This is a genomic window from Streptomyces sp. NPDC060366 (assembly GCF_042725135.1).
Classification (GTDB): domain Bacteria; phylum Actinomycetota; class Actinomycetes; order Streptomycetales; family Streptomycetaceae; genus Streptomyces.
This window is the reverse complement of the sequence record NZ_JBHXDC010000005.1, coordinates 93,603-116,265: the sequence shown is the minus strand read 5'-3', so window position 1 is coordinate 116,265 and position 22,663 is coordinate 93,603. Positions and strand designations below refer to the sequence as shown.

The window sequence follows — 22,663 nt, the reverse complement described above, 5'->3', positions numbered from 1 at the left end:
CGCACCTCGGGGGGTGAGCGGGGGGGGCGGGCGCGCCCCCCCCGCCCGCGGGGCCGCCGGGGGGGGGCTCCCGGCGCCTACCCCCGGCAACCCCCCCGCCGACGGCCCCGCTACCGTCTCGGTCCGGCGAACGCGTACGCGGCCGTGCCGACGACCGCCAGGGCCAGCGCCGTCCAGGTGCCCACCGCCGAGCCGGGCGGCAGCGTCATCCAGGTCACCACCTGCCTCGGCACACCCGGCGAGGGCGGCGCGAAGAGCGAGAACGACAGCCAGGCGACCGGCACCGTCCACGCGTTCCGCGCCCCGCACACCGTCGCTCCGACGGCGGCGAGCCCCGCCAGCCCCGCGCTGTCGCGGACGACGAACCCGATATCGGCCGGACTCCCGCCCACCGTTCGCACCGCCAACAGCACCCCGGCCACGACCGTGCCGATGAGCAGCACGTGTACGGCTCTGCGGGGCACCCAGCGGATCGCGGCCGTCCGGTCCAGCGCGACGTCCTGCCCGCCGAGTCCGACCGAGGCCGCCGTCGCCCCCGCGGCGAGGACGAGCGCGGTGAGCCGCGGATCCCCTGCCCCCTGGCCGCCGTCACGGGCGAGCGCCGAAACCACCACCGCGCTGATCACCACCACCGCGAGGGACGCGGGCACCTGTCGCGAACGCGCGTACAGCGTCAGCCATCTCACCGGGGCACACCGCCCGCCAGCACGTCGAGGGTGTCGCCCTCGCAGGAGAGCGCGGCGGCGTGCGCCGCGCGAATCCGGACGCGCTGTTCGGCCCGCGGCAGCGCCGTGAGCTTCTTCCACACGGGGCGGGCGAGGGAGACCTGGTCACCCACGGCGTGGAGGGTCCCGTCGAGCGGCTCGAAGTCCCCGCCGAGGACCCAGGCCGCCACGATTCCCTGCGCCACGACCTCCCCGAGCACGCCGCTCTCGGCTGAGCTGCGTGGGTAGCACAGCGGCGCCATGCCCTGGGCGAGCAGGGCCCGTGTCAGCTTCTCGCCCTCCGCGCCGGCGATCACCTCGTCGCCGAAGTCGACGAGAACGGTGTCGGGGGACCGCTCCGGCCTGGTCCCGATCGCTCGTATCCCGGTGCTCTCACGGACGGTGACCGGCGCCTGATCGCCGAGGGCGCCGCGGAGCAGACGCAGGGCCTTCGCGCCGGGGTCCGCGAGGCCGGCGAGCCGTGCCTGCTGCGTCCTCGTCACGCACACCGCACCGTCGCACACCTGCGTCGCGGCGTCCTCGTCGACGACATATGTCCGGCGTGCGTCGGCGGGCAGGACGAGCATGGCGATCGCCGCGCCCGCGAGGACGGGCGTGAGGGCGAGCAGCCGGGCGCGCGGGGTCGCCGCGGCCAGCAGGGCGAGGCCCGTCGCGGCCATGCCGAGCAGCCAGAGGGTCTGCCCGACATGTACGGAGGCGGAGAGGGTGAGCAGCACCTCGCGCACCTGTGCCACCGGCGGAGAGAGCAGCGACAACCGGTTGGGCACGGCGGCTTTCGGCACCGCCGAATCCTCGAACTGCCGCAGGAGGTTGGTGGCCACGAACATGCCCACGGTCAGCGCCGGCGGGGTGAGCGCGGACGGCAGGGTCCGCGCGACCCCCATGCCCAGCGCCGCCCCCGCGACCAGGGCCAGCGCCCCCACCAGGGAGATCGGCAGCCATCCGAAGTGCGTGTACGCGGTGTCGGCGGACACCTGGACCGCGCCGAGAAGGACGACGAGCGCGTACGCCGAGACCAGCGTGATCGCCGCCGTGCCCACCAGCGTGGCCGCACGGTGCCGGGCGGGCCGCGGTGTGCTCGTCAGCAGCTCGGACATCTTCGACCGGTGGTCGCGCAGGCCCTGGAGCGCCCCGAACCCCACGGCGAGCGGCCACGAGAAGACCAGCAGGGACCGGGTCCACAGGGCCATGGACGTCCACTGGGCCGTCCAGTGCGCCGTGCCCCTCCACCACGGTCCGGCGATCAGATGGAGGAAGGCCAGCGTGGTCACCAGAACCACGGCCCCGGCCCACGGGGCGACCGAGCGCCTCAACTCGGCGCGCAGGACACGGGTGTTCACCAAGTGCCCCTCTCCTGGACCGGGTCCCGCAGCAGCGCCGAGTAGCCGCGTTCCAGCGGTGAGTCGCCCACGTGCTCGGGGCCACCCGCCGCCGCCAGCTCGTCCGGGGTGCCCTGGAAGACCAGCCGGCCCTCCGCGAAGAGCACCACATTGCCGCAGGCCGCCGCCACGTCCTCCACCAGATGGGTCGAGACGACCACACACGTGTCCGTACCCAACTCCTGCAACAGTTCGCGAAATCGCAGCCGCTGCGCCGGGTCCAGGCCGGCCGTCGGCTCGTCCAGCAGCAGGATCGCGGGGTCGTTGACGATGGCCTGGGCGATGCCCACCCGCCGCACCATGCCGCCCGACAGGGCCTTCATCCGTTCGTCGGCGCGGTCGGCCAGGCCGACCCGCTCCACGGCGCGCTGGACGGCGCCGGGGATGTCCGCCTTCGGCACCTCCTTCAGCCACGCCATGTACTCGATGAACTCGCGCACGGTGAAGCGCCTGTAGTAGCCGAACTCCTGCGGCAGATAGCCGATCCGGCGGCGCAGCGCACGGTGCTCACCCCTGCCGCCCGCGGACTCCCCGAGCAGTTCCAGGGCGCCCCCGGCGGGGCGCAGCACGGTGGCCAGCGCCCGGATGAGGGTGGTCTTGCCGGCCCCGTTGGGACCGAGCAGGCCGTGTACGCCGGTGCCCAGCGTCAGGTCGAGCCCGTCGACGGCCATTCGTTTCCTGCCTGCTCGCACCTTCAACCCGACGGCCCGGATCTCCCAGGCGTAGGTCGTCGGCGCGATGTCGGCCGCGCTCACCGCGGGCATCATGTGTCTGTCCTTTCCGATGGTCAACATGGTCAACGGTGGGTTCCCAGCACGGAGTACGCGCCCCTGCGGGCGATCACGACACCGATACCGAGTGCGAGGATCAGCGCCCACACGGGCAGACCGTCCGTGCTCAGGGCGAAGGTCGTACGACTGGTGGCCACGGTCGGCGCCACGACCACCGCGGCCCAGACGGCCACCACCGCGACGGCGGCACGGCTCACACCGACGACGGCGCCGAGGGCGAGGGTTGTCGAGGTGAAGGCCAGACAGGGCAGCAGCCACTGCGCGGCGTTCACCCCCGTCAACCAGCCGCCCGCCAGCAGCGCGGGGACGACCACGACCAGGACGGACGTGGTGCGCCGCAGCACGAGTTGGAGCCCGGCTCCGGGCGCGGAGGCCGTCAGTTCGTACGCCGGGTCGAGACCGCGCGACCACGACGCCGCGACGCCGAGCACGGGCAGGACCGGAGCGAGCAGCAGTACCAACGAGACCTCACCGGTGCCGTTGCCGGTGCCGATCAGGTCGAGCACCAGCGCGAGCAGCGTCACGCTCAGGACCATCGCCAGCCACGGCACCATCGTGGGCGTCAGCCATCTCGACATCGACCTCGACAGCGATCTCGACAGCCGCGCCGGGCGGCGCCGCCGGGGAGCCGTCGTCGCGGTGGCGGCCAACTCGGGTTCGAGGCCGGACCAGACCCGCTCGACCAGCGCCGCAACGGCGGGCGCGGCTGTCCCCGTCGCGGCCGACAGCCGGTCACGGCACATCCGGCACGTCTCCAAATGGGCCTCCAGGGCCCAGAGTTCGTCGGCGGCGATGTCCCTGTCACCACGCGCGTAGGCGTCGACGAGCCGCACCGACGCGTGTCCCATGTGTTCCACGCTCATACCAGCGCCCTCCGCATCGCGATCCGGGCCCGGCGGGCACGGGTCTTGACCGTGCCTTCGGGCAGCCCGAGCAGGACCGCGGTCTCCCGGACGGACAGCCCGTCGAGCACCATGGCCTGAAGTACCTGTCTGAGTTCCGGCGCGAGGTGCCGCAACGCGTCCCCGACATCACCGCCGACGGTCCCGGCGAGCGCCTCCTCGTCGGCGGCGGGCGCCGCGTCGGGGAGAGCGGCGGCCGACGGCGGCTCGGCGTGGTGGGCCCGGCGCCGGAAGGCGTCGACAAGGCGGCGCGCCGCGATCGTCCACAGCCATCCGACAGCCGTCCCGCCCACCGAGGCCCCCGCGAACGCGCCCGCCGCGCGCCACACCGCGAGATACGTCTCCTGCATGACCTCGGCGACGATCTGCTCGTCGGCGCAGCGACGGCGCAGCCGTACCGCCATCCATGGCGCGGTGCGCCGGTACAGCTCCTCGAACGCCGCGCGGTCGCCCCTGGCCACAAGCCGGACGAGTTGCTCCTCGTCCAGCTCGGCGGGTGTTCTCCTGACTGATCTCACACCTGCAAGACGCCGGCCACGGCGGGCAGGTTTTCCTTCCGGGGTGACCTGAGTCACATCAGGTTGCGGGGGCTTGGCTGCTCGGTCCCGACTCGGCGGCGGCGTCAGTCCCGACTCGGCTGCGGCAGGCCCGGATTGTGCCGCAGCGCGTCCAGCACGACACGCACCGCCGCGCGGGGCGGCGAGCCGCGGCGGACCGCCGCCGTGATCGTGCGCGTGACAGGGTTCGCGAGTTCCCTGGTGGTGACGCGATATCGGCGGTCGACGGCCAGGCCGGGCAGCAGCGCGATCGACAGCCCGGCCTCGACGTGCTGCAGAGTCATCATGTAGTTGCTGAACCGGCACACCACCCGTGGCTCGAACCTCGACTGACGGCAGAGCCGCAGCGCGAGATTCGCCATGTAGGACTGGGGCACGTCGAACGCCCACGGCTCGTCCGCGTAGGCCGCGAGGTCCACCGCGCCGCGCCCGGCCGCGGGATGATCGGGCGGCACGACCAGCAGGACCGGGTCCGTGGCCAGCGGTACGAGATCGAGGTCCGGTCCCAGGGGCAGATCGTCGAAGTTCGTGGTCGTGATGATGATGTCCGCGTCGCCGCCCCGCAGCGCCGGCAGGCTCTCGTGCGGTTCCAGCTGGAGCAACTCGACGTCCAGATGCGGGTGTTCGCTCGCCAGACGGGTCACCGCCGGTACGGCCATGGTGTGGATCGCGCTCTGGAAGGCGCCCAGCCGCACCAGCCCGACCGGTTCTTCGCCGAACCCGCGCAGCTCCGTCTCGACGGTGTCCATGTGATCGAGGATCGCCCGCGCCCGCCGCGCGAGGATCAGCCCGGCCGGGGTCAGACGCACCCGGCGGCCCGTCCGCTCCAGCAGCCGCGTGTGCGTCTCGGCCTCCAGCGCGGAGAGCTGCTGGGACACGCTCGACGGGCTGAGGTTGGCGGCCTGGGCGACCGCCCGGACGGTGCCCAGCGTGTCCAGCTGGCTCAGCAGCCGCAGCCTCCAGGGATTCATCACGTCACCATTGTTGTGCGGCTTCACCGAACAGGAAAGCCACAATCGTGAGATGGACGTGACGCTCGGGCGCGGCCTACCGTCGAAGGCATGGCTGCTGCGATCACCAACCCGCCGTCCGACGACAGCTTCTGGTCCGATGCCGACAGGCACCTCGTCCGCTACGGAGCCGAGTTCACCCGCGAGATCATCGACCGTGCCGCCGGGAGTTTCCTGTACACGGCGGGCGGCCGGAAGATACTCGACTTCACCTCCGGCCAGATGAGCGCGATTCTCGGCCACTCGCACCCCGCGATCGTCGCCACCGTCCAGCGGCAGATCGCGACCCTCGACCACCTCTACAGCGGCATGCTCAGCCGCCCGGTGGTCGACCTCGCCCGCCGACTGGCCGACACACTGCCCGCGCCGCTGGAGAAGGCGCTGCTGCTGACGACCGGCGCCGAGTCGAACGAGGCCGCGATCCGGCTCGCCAAGCTCGTCACCGGCAAGCACGAGATCGTCTCGTTCGCGCGGTCGTGGCACGGCATGACGCAGGCCGCCGCGTCCGCCACCTACAGCGCCGGGCGCAAGGGCTACGGCCCCGCCGCTCCCGGCAATTTCGCCATCCCCGCGCCCAACCCGTACCGGCCCGACTTCACCACGGCCGACGGATCGCTCGACTGGCGACGCCAGCTGGACTTCGCGTTCGAGCTGATCGACGCCCAGTCGACCGGCAGCCTCGCCGCGTGCCTGGTAGAGCCGATCCTCAGCTCGGGCGGAGTCATCGAGCCGCCGGCCGGGTATTTCGCGGCCCTGCGGGACAAGTGCCGGGAACGCGGCATGCTGCTGATCCTCGACGAGGCGCAGACCGGACTGTGTCGTACCGGTACGTGGTACGCGTTCGAGCGCGACGGCATCGTCCCCGACATCCTCACGCTGTCCAAGACGCTCGGCGCCGGGCTGCCGCTGGCCGCCGTGATCACCAGCGCCGAGATCGAGCAGGAGGCGTACGAACGCGGGTTCCTGTTCTTCACCACGCACGTTGCCGACCCGCTCGTCGCCGCGGTCGGCAACACCGTCCTCGACGTCCTGACCGACGACAAACTCGACGAACGCGCGCGGTCGCTCGGCGAGTTCCTCCGCAAGGGCCTGACGGAGATCGCCGACCGCCACGCCGTCGTCGGCGACATCCGGGGCCGGGGCCTGCTGGCCGGGCTCGAACTCGTCGTGGAGGGCGGCACGAGGCGGAGCTCGGACGAACTGGGAGCGCGAGTCACCCGCCGCTGCCTCGAACTCGGCCTCCACATGAACATCGTCCAACTCCCCGGCATGGGCGGGGTCTTCCGGATCGCACCGCCGCTGACCGCCACCGAGGACGAACTGTCACTGGGCCTGGAGATCTTGGACCAGGCGATCGGCGAGGCCGGCGCCCACTGAGTGAAGAGATCCCCGGGCGCCGGACAGTTGGATGATCATGAGATTCATTGGTGCGCCGACCAGGGACGGAACGGTGGACGAGCTCAGCCGTGGTCGTACACCGTCACCCTGATCCCGCGGTCCGCCAACCGCGTTCGGACCAGCGGTTCCACAAGCTCCCAGCGTCCGCCGGCCAGGCCGCAGCCGATGCGGGGCATATGGACGGAGGCGCCGAGCTCACCCGCGCGCTCGGCGACCTTCGCCAGGGCGGCGTCGATCGCCCCGTACCGCACGGGCGGACCCTTGCTGCCGGTACGCATCCCGTGCTGTCCCACCATGTTCGCTATCCAGAGCGACTGTCCGACCGGCACCATCTGAAGGGCGCCGAGACCGAAGTCGTTCCCCGCGCGCTCGCGGTGCCACCGCCGGTACGCCTCCTCGGGCTCCGGCCGGCGCCGCGAGAGGGCCACCACGAAGCCCTTGCCCCAGCCGCCCAGGTCGTTGCAGACATGCGCGATCACCTTGGGCCCCTTGCCCAGTGGCGTTGTCGCGTCACCCCGTACGTACTCGATGCCCGTCCCCATGCAAGAACCGTATGCGGCACCACTGACAACTAAGACCTCTCGCCATCGCTCGCCCTGCCGGAGGCCGGCCGCGCGCCGTGTGCCGGCTCCACGCGTTCGAGCTTGGTCCAGCCCGTCCAGCCCCGCTCCTTCAGCAGCTCGATCAGTCGGCGGGCGGGGGGCAGGGTGTCGAACGCCAGGGTGTCCATCAGCTCGACGATCGGGGGCGCGATGTCGGCGTCGTCGACGTAGTCCTCGCCCTGCTCGTCGGCCATCCGCGTGATGTACGCGGCCAGTTCGTCGGCCAGCTCGACCAGCCGTTCGTCGTCGGTCGTGTCCGTCCCGCCGGCCGGATCGGTCCGGTCGAGAGCCTGGCCCAGTGCGCGGTAGAAGCCGATGAGCCGCGGGTCGGCGAGCTGCTCCCGCTTGCGCGCCATCCACTCCGGGACTCGCTCCGGTGAGTGCGCGACCAGCGGGATCCAGCCGTCGCGTTCGACCCGGACGATCCGCTCGTCGACCCCGAGCGCCCGCAGCCGGTCGAGGAACCCGACCACCTCCGGGGGCAGCGCCAGGCCGTCCCCGGAGACGAGACGCGCGATCCGCTCGCGGTGCCCCTGCCGCTCCCGGATCTCCGCCAGCAGCCGCCTGTCGATCTCCTCGACCGCCGCCGCGAAACCCTCCTCGTCGGCGCGCAGCAACTCCCGTACGCGAGCGAGCGGGACCCCGGCCCCGGCGAGGGTCCGGATCCTGATCAGCTCGATCACGGCGCCGGCGTCGTACCGCCGATAGCCGGAGTGATCACGTTCCGGCTCCGGCAGCAGCCCTCTGGCGTGGTAGTGCCGCACCGCGCGCACCGTCACTCCGGCGTACGACGCCAGCTCGCCGATGGTCAGCATCGGACCAGTCTCCCAGGGCCTGTCGTTCGGGTCTTGCCGGGCTCGCGGTCCCTGGCACGCACGCCCGCCGCGTTGTCGTCGGTCGCCAACGCTCCGCGTTGTCTCCCTCCTCCGCCTTTCGATCGCACGCACCAACGCGGACATCAGCCGCCGGCGCGGCGGGCGCTCCCTGATCCGGCCTGATCCAAACGACAGGCCCTAGTTCGCGGCGCGGGTGCGGTAGAGCCGCCGGGACCAGAGGTGACCGGCCGCCCCGATCGCCAGACACCAGCCGATGGCCAGGAGAGCGTCCGAGCCGTCCGGCGATCCGGCCAGCAGCCCCCGGAAGGTGTCCATGATCGGTGTGAACGGCTGGTGCTCCGCGAACCACCGCAGCCCGGTCGGCATCGACTCCACCGGCACGAACCCGCTGCCCACGAACGGCAGCAGTACGAAGATCATCGGCAGGTTGCTCGCGGTCTCCGGGTCCGGGCTCGCCAGCCCCAGCGCCACCGTGAACCAGGTCATCGCGAAGGACAGCAGCGCGAGCAGACCCACCAGGCCCAGCCACTGCGTCACCGACGCGCCGGTCTCCAGACCGAGCAGGAAAGCCACACCGAAGATCACCGCGAGCGCGTGCGCGGTCTGGATCATCGCGGCGAGCACATGGCCGGTGAGTACGGAGGACTTGGCGATGGCCATGGTGCGGAACCGGTCGATAATCCCGTTGGTCATGTCGGTGGCGACCAGGACCGCGGTGCCGATGGACACGCTCGCCACCGTCATCATCAGGATGCCGGGAGTGATGAACGTCAGGTAGTCGCCGCGGTTCCCCGCCCGGGCCCCCGGCAGACCGGCGCCCATGGTGCCGCCGAAGACGTAGACGAACAGCAGCAGGAACAGCAGCGGCTGCCCGATCAGCATCACCGTCATCGACGGGTACCGGACCATGTGCCGCACATTGCGCCGCAGCATGGTCGCCGAGTCGCGGACGACGTACGTCACGGTGCTCATGGTGCTCATACGGGCAGCTCCTCGGAAGGCTCGTCGGTGGTGGAGCGGCCGGTGAGAGCCAGGAACGCGTCGTCCAGATCCGGGGTGTGCACGGCGAGCCCGGTGACCGCGTCGTCGTCCTCGATCCCGGCCAGCAGCCGTCGCAGCGCGGCGAGGCTGCCGTCGTGCGGCAGGGTCACGGTGAGCGCCTCGGCGTTCGGTGCCGCTCCGGGCAGCCGGCGCGCCAGCTCGGCCAGCCGCCCGCTGTCCGCCGCGCGCAGCTCGATGTGACCGCCGGGCACCAGCCGTTTCAGCTCGGCAGCGGTGCCCTCGGCGACCAGTCGGCCCCCGTCGAGCACACCGATCCGATCGGCGAGCTGGTCGGCCTCCTCCAGATACTGGGTGGTCAGGAAGACGGTGACCCCGTCGGCCACCAACTCCCGCACGATTGACCACAGTTCACGGCGGCTGCGCGGGTCCAGGCCGGTGGTCGGCTCGTCGAGGAAGATCAGCCGAGGCCCGGCCACCAGCGTCATCGCCAGGTCCAGCCGCCGCCTCATGCCACCGGAGTACGTCACCGCGCGCCGGCCGGCGGCGTCCACCAGACCGAACCGGTCCAGCAGCCCGTCCACGACGGTCTGCGCGCGGCGTCGGCCGAGACGCCCGAGGTCGGCCATCAGCCGCAGATTCTCCCGGCCGGTCAGGAACTCGTCCACGGCGGAGAACTGCCCGGTCACCCCGATCAACGCGCGCACCCGGTCGGCCTCGCGCCGTATGTCGTACCCGGCGACCCGGGCCTCACCGGCGTCCGCGGGCAGCAGCGTGGACAGGATCCGGACGGTGGTGGTCTTGCCGGCCCCGTTCGGCCCGAGCAGGGCGTAGACGGTGCCGGTGGGGACGGTCAGGTCGACTCCGGCGACCACCTCGTGATCGCCGTACGACTTCCGCAGTCCGGCGACCTCGATCGCACGGGTTCTTGTAGTCATGCAGGCCATGCTGCGAGGTTGCCCTTGCGTCAGGGTCAACCCGTCGTGAGGTGCACGCGCGCCCGGCCCGTCATGGACCGATCAGGAATCCACGCTCCTGGTGCCACCGCGTCTTATCAGGAGCACGCTGGCAGGGAGAGGTCCCGAAACCCGGAGAGATGATCATGAGGCTTCCGCTCCGCGACGTGGCCGCCCTGGCGGCCGGATTCCTCGCCCCGTTCGCGACGGCGCTGATCTTCCAGCCGTTCCGTACGAGCGTCACGCACACCAACCTCGCGCTGGTGTTCGTGGTCGTCGTCGTGGCCGTGTCGGCCCTCGGGAACCGTCTCGCCGGCGCGATCGCCGCACTGTCGGCCGCCGCCTGGTTCGACTTCTTCCACACCGCGCCGTTCCAGACCTTCGACATCGATCGGCGCTCCGACATCGAGACCGCCGTCCTGCTCCTCGTCGCCGGTCTGATCGTGTCGCAACTGGCCGCGCGGGCGCGCGTCCTGAAACGGGTCGCGCTGACGGACGCATCCCACCTGGAGCGGCTGCACGGCACGACCCGCCTGGCCCAGTCCAGCGGCGCGTCCTCCGACGAGGTCGTGCGGCGCACACGGCGGGAGCTGACCGAGGTCCTGGACCTGAGCGCCTGCCGTTTCGAGTACGGGACACTCCTCGGGCACCCGCCACGGCTCGACCCGGACGGGACGGTGCGGGTGGCCGACTGGATCTGGGACCTGGAGCGGCAGGGGTGGCCCGAGGGGGAGATCGAACTGCGCGCCGACGTCCACGGCCGGTACCAGGGCCGCTTCATGATCACCCCGACACCCGGCTCCGTCCCGCCGTCGCTGGAGGCCCGGCTGGTCGCCGCCGACCTGGTGGCCCAGGCCGCCACCGCACTGGACGACGACACCAGGACCGGTACCGGGCAGGCGTAAGGCGCCGGGACGCCCGGACATCCCGTACCGACGGGGGGACGGCGACTCAGACGTGCGAGGTGGTGTCGTCCCGGTGCGTCACACCGGGACGGGTGTCGAGCGACCACATGTGGGTGCACAGCGGGCACTGGAGGTGGACGACCGGCCCGTTGTTGGAGATCAGATAACGCCAGTGCTGATGGCAGTTGCGGCGGTCGGCGCAGGTCGCGCAGTGACGCGCGTCGTCGCACACGGGGCACGGCATCCAGGCGCGGCGGGAGGGGTCCGCCTGCGGGTCAATGGGCTGCCGCACGGCCCGGCTCCTCACCCGGCAGGACGCCGGCCTCCACCAGCATGTCGTAGACGCGCTGCTGCTCGGCGTCCAGTCCCGAATAGAGGAGCGCGTACGCCTCGTCCTCGCCCTGGAGCGCGGCCCTGGGGTCCCAGTGGGGTCCGAGGGCGGTCACGACCTCGGCCCGCCGCCGGGCCTCATCGAAGGTGAGGTCGATCGAGAAGGGGGTCAGATCGTCGGTGCTGTCCTGGTTCATTGCGTGACTTCCGATGCGTTGACGGAACACCACCAGCTCTACCAGGCGACCACGGTGTCAGGGAAGGGTCCCCTAAGTTGCCTCGGTGGCCGTGCGTCGTGGGCCCGCCGAGGGGCCGCCTTCGGATCGGCGCCCGGGGACGGGCCGTTGACCGCACCTGCCCCGGTGCGGCGGGCACCGTCCGCCTCCGTCGCTGTGACGTACTTCATTGTCCACCCCCTCGGCATGGCGAGGCGACGGTTGTCCGGCGGCCTGCCGGAATGGCTCGCTCCGCGTCACGCACCGTGTCCGTGCTGTGTCCGCCAGGTGTTTGGGGGCAGGCGGAGGGTGAACCCGAAGGACGAGTTCGAAAACGGAGGGTGATGTCGATGTCCATGCCCAACTACCCCCACCAGGCCGCCGACGGCGCGGCGCCGTACACGGCGCCGGAGCCCGCGCCCGCACGGAGCAACCCCCTCGCGGTGGCCGCGCTGGTGCTGGGCATCATCGCCTGCCTCCTCTTCTGGACGGTCGCCGGCGGGATCGTGCTGGGCCTGCTGGCGGTGGTGCTCGGCATCATCGGTGCGCGCCGGGCCCGCGGTGGCCGCGCGCCGCACCGGACCATGTCGATCGTCGGCGTGGTGCTGGGCGCGCTGGGGCTCGTCGTCTCGACGGTGCTCGTCGTCATCGGCGTATCGCTGCTGAACTCCGACGAGTTCGAGAGCTTCGGCGACTGCATGCGGCACGCCGACAGCCAGAGCGAGAAGGACCAGTGCGCGGAGGACTTCTCGAAGGACGTCGAGAACTGAGCCCGCGTTGGACGGTGCCGATGGGGGAGTGAGCGAACGGGAACGGGACGCGCGCCCACTGGGCACGCGTCCCTTGCCCGGTGCTTACGCGGAAGGGGTGACAGGCCAGTTTCGCTTCACGACGAGGCGAGGTACCGCTGCGCCCACCCCGAAGTGTCGGCGAGGATACGTACAGCCTTCGGCCCGACACCGTGCGGCGCGAGGGGCGGGTGAGTCCACGACGGTGGCCGATGCCGCGGCCGACCGCCTCGGCGCACGGTGTTCCACCCGGTCATCACCAGGGACCACAGGTGTTGACCGCCGACATCGGCGAACGGCGCTTGGACGCCAGGCCCTGTCCGGCGGATCTTCGGGGGCCCGGGACGCCTGGCACGGCACCTCTCCGCGTTGTCGAATCATTCAAGTACGTCCAGTACGAGCACGATCCTCCGCCTTGCGATGTACCGCACCAGACGCCCCGAGCCGATCCCCGAAGATCCGCCGGACAGGACCTAGCCTGCCCCACACGGTCGGCGCAGGCCCGCCACCAGGAGCGCGACCAGTCGGCGTGCGTCGTAATCGGGGTCGCTGTCGGCGCCGATGCAGAGGTTTCCGATGCCGTGCATGAGCTGGAGGGCGTCGAGGTCGGAGTGGATCTCACCGGCGGCGGAGGCGGCGTCGAGGAGTTGCGCGCACACCGGCACGAGGCGGTCGAGGAAGTACGCGTGCAACGTCTCGAAACGGGCGTTGTCGTTCTGCATGGCGGCCGCGAGGCCGTGCTTCGTGACCAGGAAGTCCACGAAGAGATCGACCCACCGCCCGAGAGCGGCATGAGGTGTCGGGCCGGTCGCCAGCAGGGCCGGCCCTGCCGCGGCGCAGGCGTCGACCTGGTGGCGGTAGACGGCGATCACGAGGTCCGCCCGGGTGGGGAAGTGGCGGTAGACCGTGCCCATCCCGACACCCGCCTCGGCCGCGATGTCGCGTACCGGCGCCTCCACCCCCGAGGTGACGAACACCGTCGCGGCCGCGTCCAGCAGGGTCTGGCGGTTGCGCCGGGCGTCCTTGCGCTTGGATCCGGCGGCGCTTCCCGCGCTCCGGCCGCTGTCGTCCACCGCGGCGCTCCTTCCGTGGGCTGCGAAGCGGAACCGTCCTGCGCACTATGAGCGGAGCGAGGTTCCGTTTCGCCCATGATGGCAGACCGGGGGACTTACCGTTCATCGCCGTCCCACTCCGGCCCACCGGAGGCTCACCCCGCGTCGCGCAGCCGAAGAAGGTACGCCGCGGTCAGCGCGACGGCACGGTCCGCGTCGTGCGACAGCTCCACGAGGGCCCCCGACGCCCTCGTCCCCGGGATTCCCGCCAGCGCCTGGGTCAGCCGTCCGCGCGCGGGCGCTTCGGTGGTGTCGTGGGCGAGCCGGTAGACCAGCCCGGTCGCGATCCGGTCCGCCGTCGCACGGTCGCCCGCCAGGACGCTCAGCGCGTCGGCCGCGTCGGTGTCGTTCCTTCCCTCCACGATCATGTCGACGAGCGTCGGGACCGCGTCGGCCACACCACGTGTCCCGAGCGCCGGAGCCGCGACCCCGCGGACCACGACGTCGGGGTTCGCGAGAGCGTCCCGCAGTCGCGCGGTGGCCTCATCGCCGGGCAACTCGGCGAGGGCCTGGACGGCACGTTCCCGTACGGCGGCCACCGGTGAGCCGATGCCCTCCGCCAGCAGCGCCGCGCCGCCGTCGCCCGAGCGCGCCAACGCCCAGCGAAGGGCGCCGGCGACGTTCGGATCCGTCTCGCTCAGGGCCGCCTCGACCAGGGCCTCCACCGGCACCGGAACCTCGTCGACCGAGGAGAGCGCCGCGCGCTGGCGTGCGTCGGCGCTCTTCGACCCCAGCGCCCGGAGGAGCGCGACGACCTGAAGGACGTCCTCCCAGCCGGCGGGGGCGGCGGCATCGATCCGGCGCAGCCGCGTGAGCAACTCGGTCTCCGCCGCAATGCGTTCACGCGTCTGACGGACGAGGTCGCCGACCAGCGCCGAGGGCGTGAAGCCGGGATCGTCGAGCGCGCGTCCGACCTCACGCAACGACAGACCCAGCGAACGCAGGCTCTCGATATGGAAGATCCGCCGGATGTCCTCCCCGGAGTACTCCCGGTAGCCGGAGCCGGTACGACCCGAAGGACGCACCAGACCGAGCGACTCGTAATGCCGGAGCATGCGGGGACTGACCCCGGACCGTCGCGCCACCTCACCGATCAACACGCCCTATGGTCCCTCCTGGCCGGACCCTCCGAGGGCCACGGCGCGCTTCGCCTCCTCGATCGCGAACTCGAACCCGGCGTCCGGATCGTGCAACAGCCGCTGTGTGGCGAGCGCGTGCGCCCGCGCGCGTGGGCCGGGGGCCGTCGTCGCAGCGAGCAGAGCCGGCACGATCACCTCACCCAGCGCGACCAGCGCCCGGCTGAGACTCAGCCGCGTCTCCCGCCCACCGCGCCCGAGTTGCGTCGCCAACACCGTGGCCAGCGCCGGCTCCTCGCCTTCCGGTACGAGCACGACCGCGGCCCGCCAGGCGCTCCGCGCCACCTCGTCGTCCGCGTCGGACAGGAGCGTGTCCGTGATGACCGGCCACGCCTGCCCGTCCCCGATCTTGGACAGCGTGTGCAGCGCCTGGCTCCGAGCCTGCCCCTGCTTCGAGCGGACCTCGCGGAGCAGCCCGGGAAGCGTCAGGGACACCGGGTGACGGGTGAGCGCCCAGGTCAGCATGTCGCGGACGAAGAACTCGGGCTCGATCGCGGATCGCTCGATCAGCTTGTCGACGAAGCGCGGGTCGGGCGTCGTGCCGACCGCCAGGGCGGCCCGCAGCCGCACGGACGAACGGCCGTCCTCCAACCCCCGGAGCGCCCGCATCGCATCCGTGTCCTGTCCCGTGTCCTTTCCCGTGATCGTCATCGAGACCACCTCCCTGGTGAGCAGTGAAAGGCCTGTCACCGTGTCAAGGTCAAAAGAGCCGGTTCGAACCGGCGCGCACGGCGCACCAGATGCTCCCCGGCCGTACCCGTTCGGACTCCGCACGCCCTACCGGCGGCCTCGGGCCGCCGTAATGATGAGCGGACCCGAAAGGGATCCAGGCGACCCCGCACACCTGCCTCTTGGCAGGTGCACATGCGGTGGAAGGAGTCCACATTGTTGCTTCTCATCTCCCCGGACGGCGTCGAAGAGGCCCTCGACTGCGCGAAAGCGGCGGAGTATCTCGACATCGTCGATGTCAAGAAGCCCGACGAGGGGTCGCTCGGCGCGAACTTCCCGTGGGTCATCAGGGAGATCCGCGACGCGGTCCCGGCGGACAAGCCGGTGTCCGCCACCGTGGGAGACGTGCCGTACAAGCCAGGCACGGTGGCCCAGGCCGCACTCGGCGCGGCTGTCTCCGGAGCCACGTACATCAAGGTCGGCCTCTACGGATGCACGACGCCCGAACAGGCCGTCGACGTCATGCGAGGGGTCGTCCGGGCGGTGAAGGACTACCGGCCGGACGCGTTCGTCGTCGCCTCGGGCTACGCCGACGCCCACCGGATCGGCTGCGTCAACCCGCTCGCCCTGCCCGACATCGCGCGCCTCTCCGGCTCCGACGCGGCCATGCTCGACACCGCGGTCAAGGACGGGACACGGCTGTTCGACCACGTCCCGCCGGAGGTCTGCGCGGAGTTCGTCCGGCTGGCCCACGAGGCCGATCTGCTCGCCGCCCTCGCCGGCAGCGTGAAGGTGGGCGACCTCGGCACGCTGACCCGCATCGGCACGGACATCGTGGGGGTACGCGGGGCGGTCTGCCAGGGGGGCGACCGCAACACCGGAAGGATCCGGCCGCAGCTGGTGGCCGACTTCCGGGCGGAGATGGACCGGCACGCGCGGGAACACTCGGCCGCCCTCGCCGCGGGCTGACCCCGGTATGCCGACGACTCAGCCCCGCCGCGCGTCCAGGACCCGCGGCAAGCGTCTCGCCGTACTCGATCCGGCGACCGGCGACACCTTCGAGGACGCTCCGGACCAGCGGCCGGACGAGTTGGACGCCGTCGTCGGCAGGGCCCAGAAGGCCTGGCGAGGCTGGCGTGCCGACCCCGTCGCCCGCGCGACCGCGTTGCTGGCGGCGGCCGATGCCGTGGAGGCGGCCGGCGCGGACCTCGCCCCCCTGCTCACCCGTGAACAGGGCAAACCCCTGGCCGAGTCGTACGCGGAGATCGCCCGCACGGCGGCCCGGCTGCGCTACTTCGCCGAACTGGCCCCCGGGCCCGGACCTCAGCCGATCACGGACGGCCGGCCGGTACGCGGCGAGATCCGCTGGCGACCGCTCGGGCCCGTCGCCGCGATCGTCCCGTGGAACTTTCCCCTCCAGCTCGCGTCGGCGAAGTTCGCCCCCGCGCTCGCCGCGGGCAACACGGTGGTGCTGAAGCCCTCTCCCTTCACACCTCTCGCCACACGGCTTCTGGTATCCGTCGTCTCCACCGCGCTCCCCGAGGACGTGCTGACGGTCGTCACCGGTCACGAACCCCTCGGCGCCCGCCTCGCCGCACACCCGGGGATCCGTCATGTGACCTTCACCGGTTCGATTCCCACCGGACGCGCCGTCGCCGAGGGCGCGGCTGCGTCGCTCGGCCGCGTCACCCTGGAGCTGGGCGGCAACGACGCGGCGATCCTGCTGGAGGACGTCGATGTGGAGCGGATCGCGGACCGGCTGTTCTGGGCGGCGTTCCGCAACTGCGGGCAGGTCTGCATGGCGGTCAAGCGCGTCTACGCCCCGGCCCGGCTCTACTCCGACGTCGTCGAGGCCCTCGCGCGGCGCGCGAAGGCCGCGGTCGTGGGTCCCGGCCTCGACGCCGGTACGCAACTGGGCCCGGTCAACAACGCCCCCCAATTGTCCCGCGTCGAGCGCTACATGGCGCGGGCCCTGGCGGACGGTGCCCGGGTCGTGACCGGCGGGCACCGGCTGGACCGGCCCGGCCACTTCTACGCCCCGACGATCCTGGCCGATGTCCCGCCCGGCAGCCCGGTGGTGACGGAGGAGCAGTTCGGCCCAGTCCTGCCGGTGCTGCCGTACGGGAGCCTGGACGAAGCCGTCGAGGCGGCCAACGACACCGGCTTCGGGCTCGGGGGCTCGGTATGGGGGACCGATCTCGACCGGGCCGAGGCGGTGGCCGACCAACTGGAGTGCGGGACGGCGTGGATCAACCACCACGCCGAACTCTCCCTCGCCCAGCCCTTCGCGGGCATCAAGGAGAGCGGTGTCGGCGTCGCGGGCGGGCTGTGGGGGCTCTACGGGAACCTCAGACCGTTCGTCGTACACCGTCCGGAGGCGGCATGAATACGAGGTCGGGCACATGACGACCAGGTCCGGCACATGACGGCGAGGTCCGGCATATGACGATGAGTTTCGGCGCGGCGGTACTGCGCTCGTACGACAGCCGATTCGCCGTCGAGGAGGTGACCCTCAACACGGGACCGGCCGACGGCGAGGTCCTGGTCAGGATCGCGGGCTGCGGGATGTGCAGGACCGATCTCGCCGTCCGGCGTTCGGCGGGCCGCTCACCGCTGCCGGCGGTGCTCGGCCACGAGGGGGCCGGGATCGTGGAGGAGACAGGCGGCCCGCACACCGGTCTCAGCGTCGGAGACCACGTCGTACTGAGCTTCGACTCCTGCGGAAACTGCCGGAACTGTATGGGCGCGGCCCCCGCCTACTGCGACTCCTTCGCCTCGCTCAACCTCTTCGGAGGGCGCAAGGAGCACGCCGCACGGTTCACCGACGCGGCCGGGGACGAGCTGGCCCCCCGGTGGTTCGGCCAGTCGTCGTTCGCCGAGTACGCGGTGGTTCCTGCCCGCAACGCCGTCCGGGCAGACCCCTCGCTGCCCGTCGAACTGCTCGGCCCGCTCGGCTGCGGCTTCCTCACCGGCGCCGGAGCGGTCTTCAACTCCTTCGGCGCCGGGCCCGGCGACACCGTCGCGGTCCTCGGCGCGGGAGCGGTGGGCCTGGCCGCGGTGATGGCCGCCGCCGCGTCCGGAGCGGTGACCGTTGCCGTCGACCGGCACCCCGAACGACTCGCCCTCGCCGAACGGTTCGGCGCGGTCCCGCTGCACGCCGCATCGGCCGATCTGCCCGGCCGCATCCGGCGACTGACCGACGGCGGCGCGCGGTACGCGCTGGACACCACGGGCTCCGCCCGGCTGATCAACGACGCGCTACGGGCGCTGCGCCCCACCGGCCACCTCGGTCTCGTGGCACGGCTCCACACCGCGCTGCCGATCGAACCGGGGGCACTGGACCGGGGCAGGAAGATCTCCCACATCTGCGAGGGGGACGCGGTGCCGGGACTGCTGATTCCGCGGTTGACCGGGCTCTGGCAGGCCGGCCGGTTCCCCTTCGACGAACTGATCCGTACGTACCCACTCGCCGACATCAACGAGGCCGAACGCGACTGCGACGCGGGCCGCGTGATCAAACCCGTCCTGCTTCCGGGCGGTGCGGCCCGGTCCGGGACCAGGCCGGTGAACGGGGCGCCCCGAGTGGTGGCGTCGCGCGTCCACCACTGATCGCCCGATGTTGATCGGGCACCGCTGATCGCACACCGGTGTTCCCTCAGCGGTACCGCGATCCCTCATCAGTACTTCTCACTCCTCGTGGTCCCAACTCGTCCAAGGGAGGACATGTGGTCGGCACAGCGCATCCGAACACCGGTGTGGAGGGCGTGGAAGGGGGTGTCGGTCTGACCGCTCTCATGGTCGCCGCGGCGCGGGCGATCGAGACCCACCGCCACGACACCCTGGCAAGGGACATCTATGCGGAGCACTTCGTGCTCGCCGCACCGGCGTCCGCCGCCTGGCCGGTCCGCATACAACAGGTCGAGGACGGGGACGCGAACCCGCTGTGGGGGCGGTTCGCGCGCTACTTCGGTCTGCGTACGAGGGTCCTCGACGACTTCCTCCTCCGGTCGGTGCACACGAGCGGCGCCCGCCAAGTGGTCCTGTTGGGGGCGGGGTTGGATTCGCGGGCGTACCGGCTCGACTGGCCCCCCGGCTGTGTGATCTTCGAGATCGACAGGGAAGGCGTGCTGGCGTTCAAGCACAAGGTGCTGGACGGACTGTCGGCCACCCCGAAGGCGGAGCGCGTACCCATCCCGATCGATCTGCGCGAAGGATGGGTCGGCGCGCTGGCCGACGCCGGCTTCGACACGGCCGCACCGACCGTCTGGCTGGCCGAGGGGCTGCTGTTCTACCTGCCCAACGCCGCCGAGACGTATCTCATCGACACGGTCGACCGGTTGAGCGCGGGAGGGAGCGCCCTGGCGTTCGAGGTCAAGCTGGACAAGGACCTGCTGGAGTACCGCGACAGTCCGCTCTACACCTCGACGACGCGGCAGATCGGCATCGATCTGCTCGACCTGTTCGACAGGGAGCCGCGGCCCGACTCCGCCGGTGATCTGGCGGGCAAGGGCTGGTCCACATCGGTCCACACCCCCTTCGACTTCACCCGCCACCACGGACGCGGCCCGTTGCCCGAGGACAACGACGCGCTGGCGGGCAACCGGTGGGTGTTCGCGAACAAGCCCCGGCCGTAACGCCGTTGCCGCTGCCGCCGCTGTTCGCGGGATCAGCCCCGCAGGGTGGGGAGATCAGGCCGCGGGGGCTCGGGACTTCCGAAGTCGGGCCCGCTGTAGCGGGGGCTGCTGAAGCGGGGGCGATGGGCCGCCGGCTCGTCGTCGCCCGCCACGGGCGGCGCGAATTCGTCGAGGTACTGGAGCAGAAGCGCCCGTATGGCCTCGCGCAGTTGTCGCTGCCAGGCAGTCCGGGCCGCCGCCAGCTCCGACGAAGGCCCCGGGTCCCGCCGGCTTCCCAGCGCTCGGTGTCGTGAGGCCGTCCGGTACAGCCCGAGAACGCCGCCGACGGCGGTCAGCACCCCGACGCCGAGACTGATCCAGCCGGAAAGGACGAGGGTGTCCGCCGCGGCCGGTGCGCTCCCGGCGAAGCGCAGGCCGTGACCCAGCAGCAGGAACACGCCGGCGGCGATGAGGGCGAGGATGGGGGTGAGGACGGCCAGGACCGGCAACAGGCCCGCGCCGTCCACCTGTTGGCGCCCCGGTCCGGACAAGGACGGTATGAGAGGAGGTCCCTCGCCGCCGGCCTGCCGCCGTAGCGCGAGGTACGACCGGTACTCGGGCTCGACGGCCGATGCCACCCGCGGTCCGGCTGCCAGTCCCAGAACGCGTAGCCGACTCGTTTTGACGCCGGCCCGTTCCAGCCGCCGCTGCATTTCGGCCGACCCGATGACGTCGTCCAGTGCCGCGGTGTAGTCGGCTCTGTCCTCGTCGTGGAGCCGCGGTGATCCGTCCATACCGCCCCCGAGTTGTGGTTTTCCCCGGTGTCTCCGGCGTCTCTGCTGTCTTCGCGTCGCGCGCGCTTCGTCAGAGGTGCGAGGCGACGGAAGGCATCAGGTCCTGGAAGGTGCGGCCGTCGGCGGGGGCGCCGATGGCCGTCATCTGCCAACCGCCGCCGGAGCGCCGCACCTTGGCCATGATCTGCGCGGTGTGCCGCCCGCCGCCGGTCAGGGTGTAGCGCGCCAGTTCCTGCCCGGTCGTCTCGTCGACCAGGCGACAGAAGGCGTTGTCGACCTCTTCGAAGGTCTGGCCGGTGAACGAGTTGACGGTGAACACGATCTGGTCGACGTGTACGGGGACGCGTTGCAGGTCGACGACGATCGACTCGTCGTCCCCGCCCTGGCCGGCGCCGCCCACGCGGTTGTCGCCGGTGTGCCGCACGGAACCGTCGTCGCTGTTCAGGTGCTGGAAGAAGACGACGTCCTGCGCCTCCTTCCCGGCGAACAGGACGGCCGACGCGTCCAGGTCGATCTCACGGGCGGTCATACGGGCGAAGAAGCCCTTGCGGGGCGCGGACTTCCAGCCCAGTCCCATCCGTACGACGGTGAGTTCACCGCCGCCGGACTTGGTGAGGCTGATCTGCTGGCCCTTGGAAAGATTGACAGTCATGATTCGTTCCGCTCTCTACAGGGGACGGTGGCCGCCCGGCCGGTCGAGGACGACGGCGGCCGGCCGATGATGTTACGGGGTTCAGAGATTGACGCCGAAGTCCTTGACGATGCCGCTCAGACCCGAGGCGTAGCCCTGTCCGACCGCGCGGAACTTCCACTCCGCGCCGTGCCGGTACAGCTCACCGAAGACCATCGCGGTCTCCGTGGACGCGTCCTCGCTCAGGTCGTAGCGCGCGATCTCCGCTCCGCCCGCCTGATTGACGACGCGGATGTACGCGTTGCGCACCTGGCCGAAGCTCTGGCCGCGGGTGTCGGCGTCGTGGATCGACACGGGGAAGATGATCTTCGCGACGCCGGCGGGTACGGAGGCGAGGTCGACCTTCACGGTCTCGTCGTCGCCCTCGCCCTCACCGGTGAGGTTGTCGCCGGTGTGCTCGACGGAGCCGTCCGGGCTCGTGAGGTTGTTGTAGAAGACGAAGTGCTCGTCGGAGAGCACCTTGCCGGCCTGGTCGCAGAGCAGCGCGCTCGCGTCCAGGTCGTGGTCGGCGCCGGTGGTGGTCCGGACGTCCCACCCGAGGCCGACAAGGACCGCGGTCAGGCCGGGGGCCTCCTTGCTCAGCGAGACATTTCCGCCTTTGCCGAGGCTCACACCCATCGCGATTCCCACTCTCCACTCGTCGTGTTCCGGACGATGACCGTCCGGGGGCTCTGTGCCGCTCCCTGAAATCTACAACACTGTAGAGATTGGATGCTGCGGGATCCGCCGCGATCAGCGAGAGTGGAGCGTCCCGCGGACCTGCCGGCTCGATGCCGGAGGTCGTTGTGGGACAGCCGGATTCGGGAAGGGGATCACATCGTGGCCGGAGAGCGTGATGATCACGGGCAGCCAGCGCGCGCCCGGAGGCGGGGGCAGGGGGAGCTCGAAGCGCTGGTGCTTTCGGCGCTCGGGGACGCCACCACTCCGGTGCCCGTCGGCTGGGTTCAGCGGCGACTCGGGGAGGACCTCTCGTACAGCACGATCATCACGATCCTGACCCGTCTGCACGAGAAGAAGGCCGTGACCCGCACCGGCCCCGGGCGGCCCGTCCTGTGGCAGTCGGTCGCGGTGGACGAGGCCGATCTCACCGCGCTGAGCATGCGCCGACTGCTCGACCGGCAGGACAACCGCGACGCTGTCCTGTCCAGCTTCGTATCGGCTCTGTCCTCCGACGACGAGGACCTTCTGAGGTCCCTGCTGAACGACGCCGGGCCCGGATCGCCCGCCGCACCGACCGCCGAACCGGACGAATGAT

Annotated in this window: 25 protein-coding genes and 1 pseudogene; 8 read left to right on the top strand and 18 right to left on the bottom strand. The window is 71.5% G+C overall.

The features are described 5' to 3' along the window. Positions 1-110: 110 nt before the first annotated feature. From ACFWHU_RS15385 to ACFWHU_RS15360, 6 genes are all read right to left on the bottom strand, one after another. Positions 111-686 carry a hypothetical protein gene (locus ACFWHU_RS15385; protein WP_385800035.1) on the bottom strand — a complete coding sequence of 192 codons (576 nt, stop codon included), beginning with the start codon at positions 684-686 and terminating at the stop codon, positions 111-113. Beyond that, positions 683-2,065, bottom strand: coding sequence for a hypothetical protein (locus ACFWHU_RS15380; RefSeq protein WP_387225202.1), 1,383 nt, complete (start codon positions 2,063-2,065; stop codon positions 683-685). Before ACFWHU_RS15380 ends, ACFWHU_RS15385 begins: the two co-directional genes overlap by 4 nt. Further along, positions 2,062-2,871 (bottom strand): ABC transporter ATP-binding protein, encoded by an 810-nt coding sequence (locus ACFWHU_RS15375; protein WP_387225201.1) that lies wholly within the window; start codon positions 2,869-2,871, stop codon positions 2,062-2,064. Before ACFWHU_RS15375 ends, ACFWHU_RS15380 begins: the two co-directional genes overlap by 4 nt. A 29-nt stretch (positions 2,872-2,900) precedes the next feature. Continuing rightward, complete coding sequence (locus ACFWHU_RS15370) at positions 2,901-3,758, bottom strand: zf-HC2 domain-containing protein (RefSeq protein WP_387225200.1); 858 nt, start codon at positions 3,756-3,758, stop codon at positions 2,901-2,903. Further along, positions 3,755-4,315 (bottom strand): RNA polymerase sigma factor, encoded by a 561-nt coding sequence (locus ACFWHU_RS15365; RefSeq protein WP_387225199.1) that lies wholly within the window; start codon positions 4,313-4,315, stop codon positions 3,755-3,757. The genes ACFWHU_RS15370 and ACFWHU_RS15365 overlap by 4 nt, the downstream gene beginning before the upstream one ends. A 104-nt stretch (positions 4,316-4,419) precedes the next feature. Further along, positions 4,420-5,325, bottom strand: coding sequence for a LysR family transcriptional regulator (locus ACFWHU_RS15360; RefSeq protein ID WP_387225198.1), 906 nt, complete (start codon positions 5,323-5,325; stop codon positions 4,420-4,422). Between the two features lie 90 nt (positions 5,326-5,415). On the opposite strand from ACFWHU_RS15360, the gene ACFWHU_RS15355 reads away from it, so the two are divergent. Continuing rightward, the gene (locus ACFWHU_RS15355; RefSeq protein ID WP_387225197.1) at positions 5,416-6,741 is read left to right on the top strand and encodes an aspartate aminotransferase family protein; all 1,326 of its coding nucleotides are present in this window, start codon (positions 5,416-5,418) and stop codon (positions 6,739-6,741) included. 83 nt (positions 6,742-6,824) lie between these two features. On the opposite strand, the gene ACFWHU_RS15350 is transcribed toward ACFWHU_RS15355, so the two are convergent. The 4 genes from ACFWHU_RS15350 to ACFWHU_RS15335 all read right to left on the bottom strand — a co-directional run bounded on the left by ACFWHU_RS15350 (position 6,825) and on the right by ACFWHU_RS15335 (position 10,137). Beyond that, entirely contained in the window at positions 6,825-7,304 is a 480-nt protein-coding gene (locus tag ACFWHU_RS15350; protein ID WP_387225196.1) for a macro domain-containing protein, read from the bottom strand. 29 nt (positions 7,305-7,333) lie between these two features. Continuing rightward, on the bottom strand, positions 7,334-8,179 hold the full coding sequence (locus tag ACFWHU_RS15345) for a MerR family transcriptional regulator (RefSeq protein ID WP_387225195.1): 846 nt from the start codon (positions 8,177-8,179) through the stop codon (positions 7,334-7,336). Positions 8,180-8,377: 198 nt separating this feature from the next. After that, entirely contained in the window at positions 8,378-9,172 is a 795-nt protein-coding gene (locus tag ACFWHU_RS15340) for an ABC transporter permease (RefSeq protein ID WP_387225398.1), read from the bottom strand. Between the two features lie 5 nt (positions 9,173-9,177). Beyond that, complete coding sequence (locus ACFWHU_RS15335; RefSeq protein ID WP_387225194.1) at positions 9,178-10,137, bottom strand: ATP-binding cassette domain-containing protein; 960 nt, start codon at positions 10,135-10,137, stop codon at positions 9,178-9,180. Between the two features lie 164 nt (positions 10,138-10,301). Here ACFWHU_RS15335 and ACFWHU_RS15330 point away from each other — a divergent pair, with 164 nt between their 5' ends. Continuing rightward, positions 10,302-11,060 (top strand): DUF4118 domain-containing protein, encoded by a 759-nt coding sequence (locus ACFWHU_RS15330; RefSeq protein WP_387225193.1) that lies wholly within the window; start codon positions 10,302-10,304, stop codon positions 11,058-11,060. Between the two features lie 46 nt (positions 11,061-11,106). Here the strand turns inward: ACFWHU_RS15330 and ACFWHU_RS15325 are convergent, their stop codons facing one another. Further along, entirely contained in the window at positions 11,107-11,352 is a 246-nt protein-coding gene (locus ACFWHU_RS15325; RefSeq protein WP_385800013.1) for a hypothetical protein, read from the bottom strand. After that, a complete protein-coding gene (locus ACFWHU_RS15320; RefSeq protein ID WP_385800011.1) occupies positions 11,336-11,587 on the bottom strand; it encodes a DUF6400 family protein in 252 nt (83 codons plus the stop codon). The genes ACFWHU_RS15325 and ACFWHU_RS15320 overlap by 17 nt, the downstream gene beginning before the upstream one ends. A 368-nt stretch (positions 11,588-11,955) precedes the next feature. On the opposite strand from ACFWHU_RS15320, the gene ACFWHU_RS15315 reads away from it, so the two are divergent. Continuing rightward, entirely contained in the window at positions 11,956-12,375 is a 420-nt protein-coding gene (locus tag ACFWHU_RS15315) for a DUF4190 domain-containing protein (RefSeq protein WP_385800009.1), read from the top strand. Positions 12,376-12,866: 491 nt separating this feature from the next. Here ACFWHU_RS15315 and ACFWHU_RS15310 read toward each other — a convergent pair whose 3' ends face one another. The 3 genes from ACFWHU_RS15310 to ACFWHU_RS15300 all read right to left on the bottom strand — a co-directional run bounded on the left by ACFWHU_RS15310 (position 12,867) and on the right by ACFWHU_RS15300 (position 15,292). Further along, positions 12,867-13,466 (bottom strand): TetR/AcrR family transcriptional regulator, encoded by a 600-nt coding sequence (locus ACFWHU_RS15310; RefSeq protein ID WP_387225192.1) that lies wholly within the window; start codon positions 13,464-13,466, stop codon positions 12,867-12,869. A gap of 134 nt (positions 13,467-13,600) precedes the next feature. After that, positions 13,601-14,605, bottom strand: coding sequence for a MerR family transcriptional regulator (locus ACFWHU_RS15305; protein ID WP_387225191.1), 1,005 nt, complete (start codon positions 14,603-14,605; stop codon positions 13,601-13,603). 3 nt (positions 14,606-14,608) lie between these two features. Beyond that, positions 14,609-15,292 carry a HEAT repeat domain-containing protein gene (locus ACFWHU_RS15300; protein WP_387225190.1) on the bottom strand — a complete coding sequence of 228 codons (684 nt, stop codon included), beginning with the start codon at positions 15,290-15,292 and terminating at the stop codon, positions 14,609-14,611. 213 nt (positions 15,293-15,505) lie between these two features. Between ACFWHU_RS15300 and ACFWHU_RS15295 the strand changes: the two genes are divergently transcribed. The 4 genes and pseudogenes from ACFWHU_RS15295 to ACFWHU_RS15280 all read left to right on the top strand — a co-directional run bounded on the left by ACFWHU_RS15295 (position 15,506) and on the right by ACFWHU_RS15280 (position 19,944). Beyond that, positions 15,506-16,279 carry a (5-formylfuran-3-yl)methyl phosphate synthase gene (locus ACFWHU_RS15295; RefSeq protein ID WP_385800001.1) on the top strand — a complete coding sequence of 258 codons (774 nt, stop codon included), beginning with the start codon at positions 15,506-15,508 and terminating at the stop codon, positions 16,277-16,279. 7 nt (positions 16,280-16,286) lie between these two features. Beyond that, positions 16,287-17,696, top strand: a complete 1,410-nt coding sequence (locus ACFWHU_RS15290) for an aldehyde dehydrogenase family protein (protein ID WP_387225189.1) — start codon at positions 16,287-16,289, stop codon at positions 17,694-17,696. A gap of 62 nt (positions 17,697-17,758) precedes the next feature. After that, positions 17,759-18,844, top strand: a pseudogene (locus ACFWHU_RS15285) (NAD(P)-dependent alcohol dehydrogenase); the annotation flags it as partial. 191 nt (positions 18,845-19,035) lie between these two features. Then, complete coding sequence (locus ACFWHU_RS15280) at positions 19,036-19,944, top strand: class I SAM-dependent methyltransferase (protein WP_387225188.1); 909 nt, start codon at positions 19,036-19,038, stop codon at positions 19,942-19,944. A gap of 32 nt (positions 19,945-19,976) precedes the next feature. Here ACFWHU_RS15280 and ACFWHU_RS15275 read toward each other — a convergent pair whose 3' ends face one another. The 3 genes from ACFWHU_RS15275 to ACFWHU_RS15265 form a co-directional block, all read right to left on the bottom strand. Then, positions 19,977-20,717 carry a hypothetical protein gene (locus ACFWHU_RS15275; RefSeq protein WP_387225187.1) on the bottom strand — a complete coding sequence of 247 codons (741 nt, stop codon included), beginning with the start codon at positions 20,715-20,717 and terminating at the stop codon, positions 19,977-19,979. A gap of 70 nt (positions 20,718-20,787) precedes the next feature. Beyond that, positions 20,788-21,369: a TerD family protein gene (locus ACFWHU_RS15270; RefSeq protein ID WP_242572278.1), complete on the bottom strand. Its 582-nt coding sequence runs from the start codon at positions 21,367-21,369 to the stop codon at positions 20,788-20,790. A gap of 81 nt (positions 21,370-21,450) precedes the next feature. Continuing rightward, positions 21,451-22,026 carry a TerD family protein gene (locus ACFWHU_RS15265; protein WP_387225397.1) on the bottom strand — a complete coding sequence of 192 codons (576 nt, stop codon included), beginning with the start codon at positions 22,024-22,026 and terminating at the stop codon, positions 21,451-21,453. A gap of 201 nt (positions 22,027-22,227) precedes the next feature. On the opposite strand from ACFWHU_RS15265, the gene ACFWHU_RS15260 reads away from it, so the two are divergent. Then, positions 22,228-22,662, top strand: coding sequence for a BlaI/MecI/CopY family transcriptional regulator (locus ACFWHU_RS15260; RefSeq protein WP_385799992.1), 435 nt, complete (start codon positions 22,228-22,230; stop codon positions 22,660-22,662). The last annotated feature ends 1 nt before the right edge of the window (position 22,663 follow it).

Bases quoted from the DNA above. Each gene is read 5' to 3' on its own strand.
- ACFWHU_RS15295 (WP_385800001.1), top strand. From the start codon at position 15,506: ATGCGGTGGAAGGAGTCCACATTGTTGCTTCTCATCTCCCCGGACGGC.
- ACFWHU_RS15265 (WP_387225397.1), bottom strand. From the start codon at position 22,026: ATGGGTGTGAGCCTCGGCAAAGGCGGAAATGTCTCGCTGAGCAAGGAG.
- ACFWHU_RS15335 (WP_387225194.1), bottom strand. From the start codon at position 10,137: ATGACTACAAGAACCCGTGCGATCGAGGTCGCCGGACTGCGGAAGTCG.
- ACFWHU_RS15360 (WP_387225198.1), bottom strand. From the start codon at position 5,325: ATGAATCCCTGGAGGCTGCGGCTGCTGAGCCAGCTGGACACGCTGGGC.
- ACFWHU_RS15350 (WP_387225196.1), bottom strand. From the start codon at position 7,304: ATGGGGACGGGCATCGAGTACGTACGGGGTGACGCGACAACGCCACTG.
- ACFWHU_RS15275 (WP_387225187.1), bottom strand. From the start codon at position 20,717: ATGGACGGATCACCGCGGCTCCACGACGAGGACAGAGCCGACTACACC.
- ACFWHU_RS15370 (WP_387225200.1), bottom strand. From the start codon at position 3,758: ATGAGCGTGGAACACATGGGACACGCGTCGGTGCGGCTCGTCGACGCC.
- ACFWHU_RS15300 (WP_387225190.1), bottom strand. From the start codon at position 15,292: ATGACGATCACGGGAAAGGACACGGGACAGGACACGGATGCGATGCGG.
- ACFWHU_RS15330 (WP_387225193.1), top strand. From the start codon at position 10,302: ATGAGGCTTCCGCTCCGCGACGTGGCCGCCCTGGCGGCCGGATTCCTC.
- ACFWHU_RS15340 (WP_387225398.1), bottom strand. From the start codon at position 9,172: ATGAGCACCGTGACGTACGTCGTCCGCGACTCGGCGACCATGCTGCGG.
- ACFWHU_RS15290 (WP_387225189.1), top strand. From the start codon at position 16,287: ATGCCGACGACTCAGCCCCGCCGCGCGTCCAGGACCCGCGGCAAGCGT.
- ACFWHU_RS15345 (WP_387225195.1), bottom strand. From the start codon at position 8,179: ATGCTGACCATCGGCGAGCTGGCGTCGTACGCCGGAGTGACGGTGCGC.
- ACFWHU_RS15320 (WP_385800011.1), bottom strand. From the start codon at position 11,587: ATGAACCAGGACAGCACCGACGATCTGACCCCCTTCTCGATCGACCTC.
- ACFWHU_RS15270 (WP_242572278.1), bottom strand. From the start codon at position 21,369: ATGACTGTCAATCTTTCCAAGGGCCAGCAGATCAGCCTCACCAAGTCC.
- ACFWHU_RS15355 (WP_387225197.1), top strand. From the start codon at position 5,416: ATGGCTGCTGCGATCACCAACCCGCCGTCCGACGACAGCTTCTGGTCC.
- ACFWHU_RS15375 (WP_387225201.1), bottom strand. From the start codon at position 2,871: ATGATGCCCGCGGTGAGCGCGGCCGACATCGCGCCGACGACCTACGCC.
- ACFWHU_RS15315 (WP_385800009.1), top strand. From the start codon at position 11,956: ATGTCCATGCCCAACTACCCCCACCAGGCCGCCGACGGCGCGGCGCCG.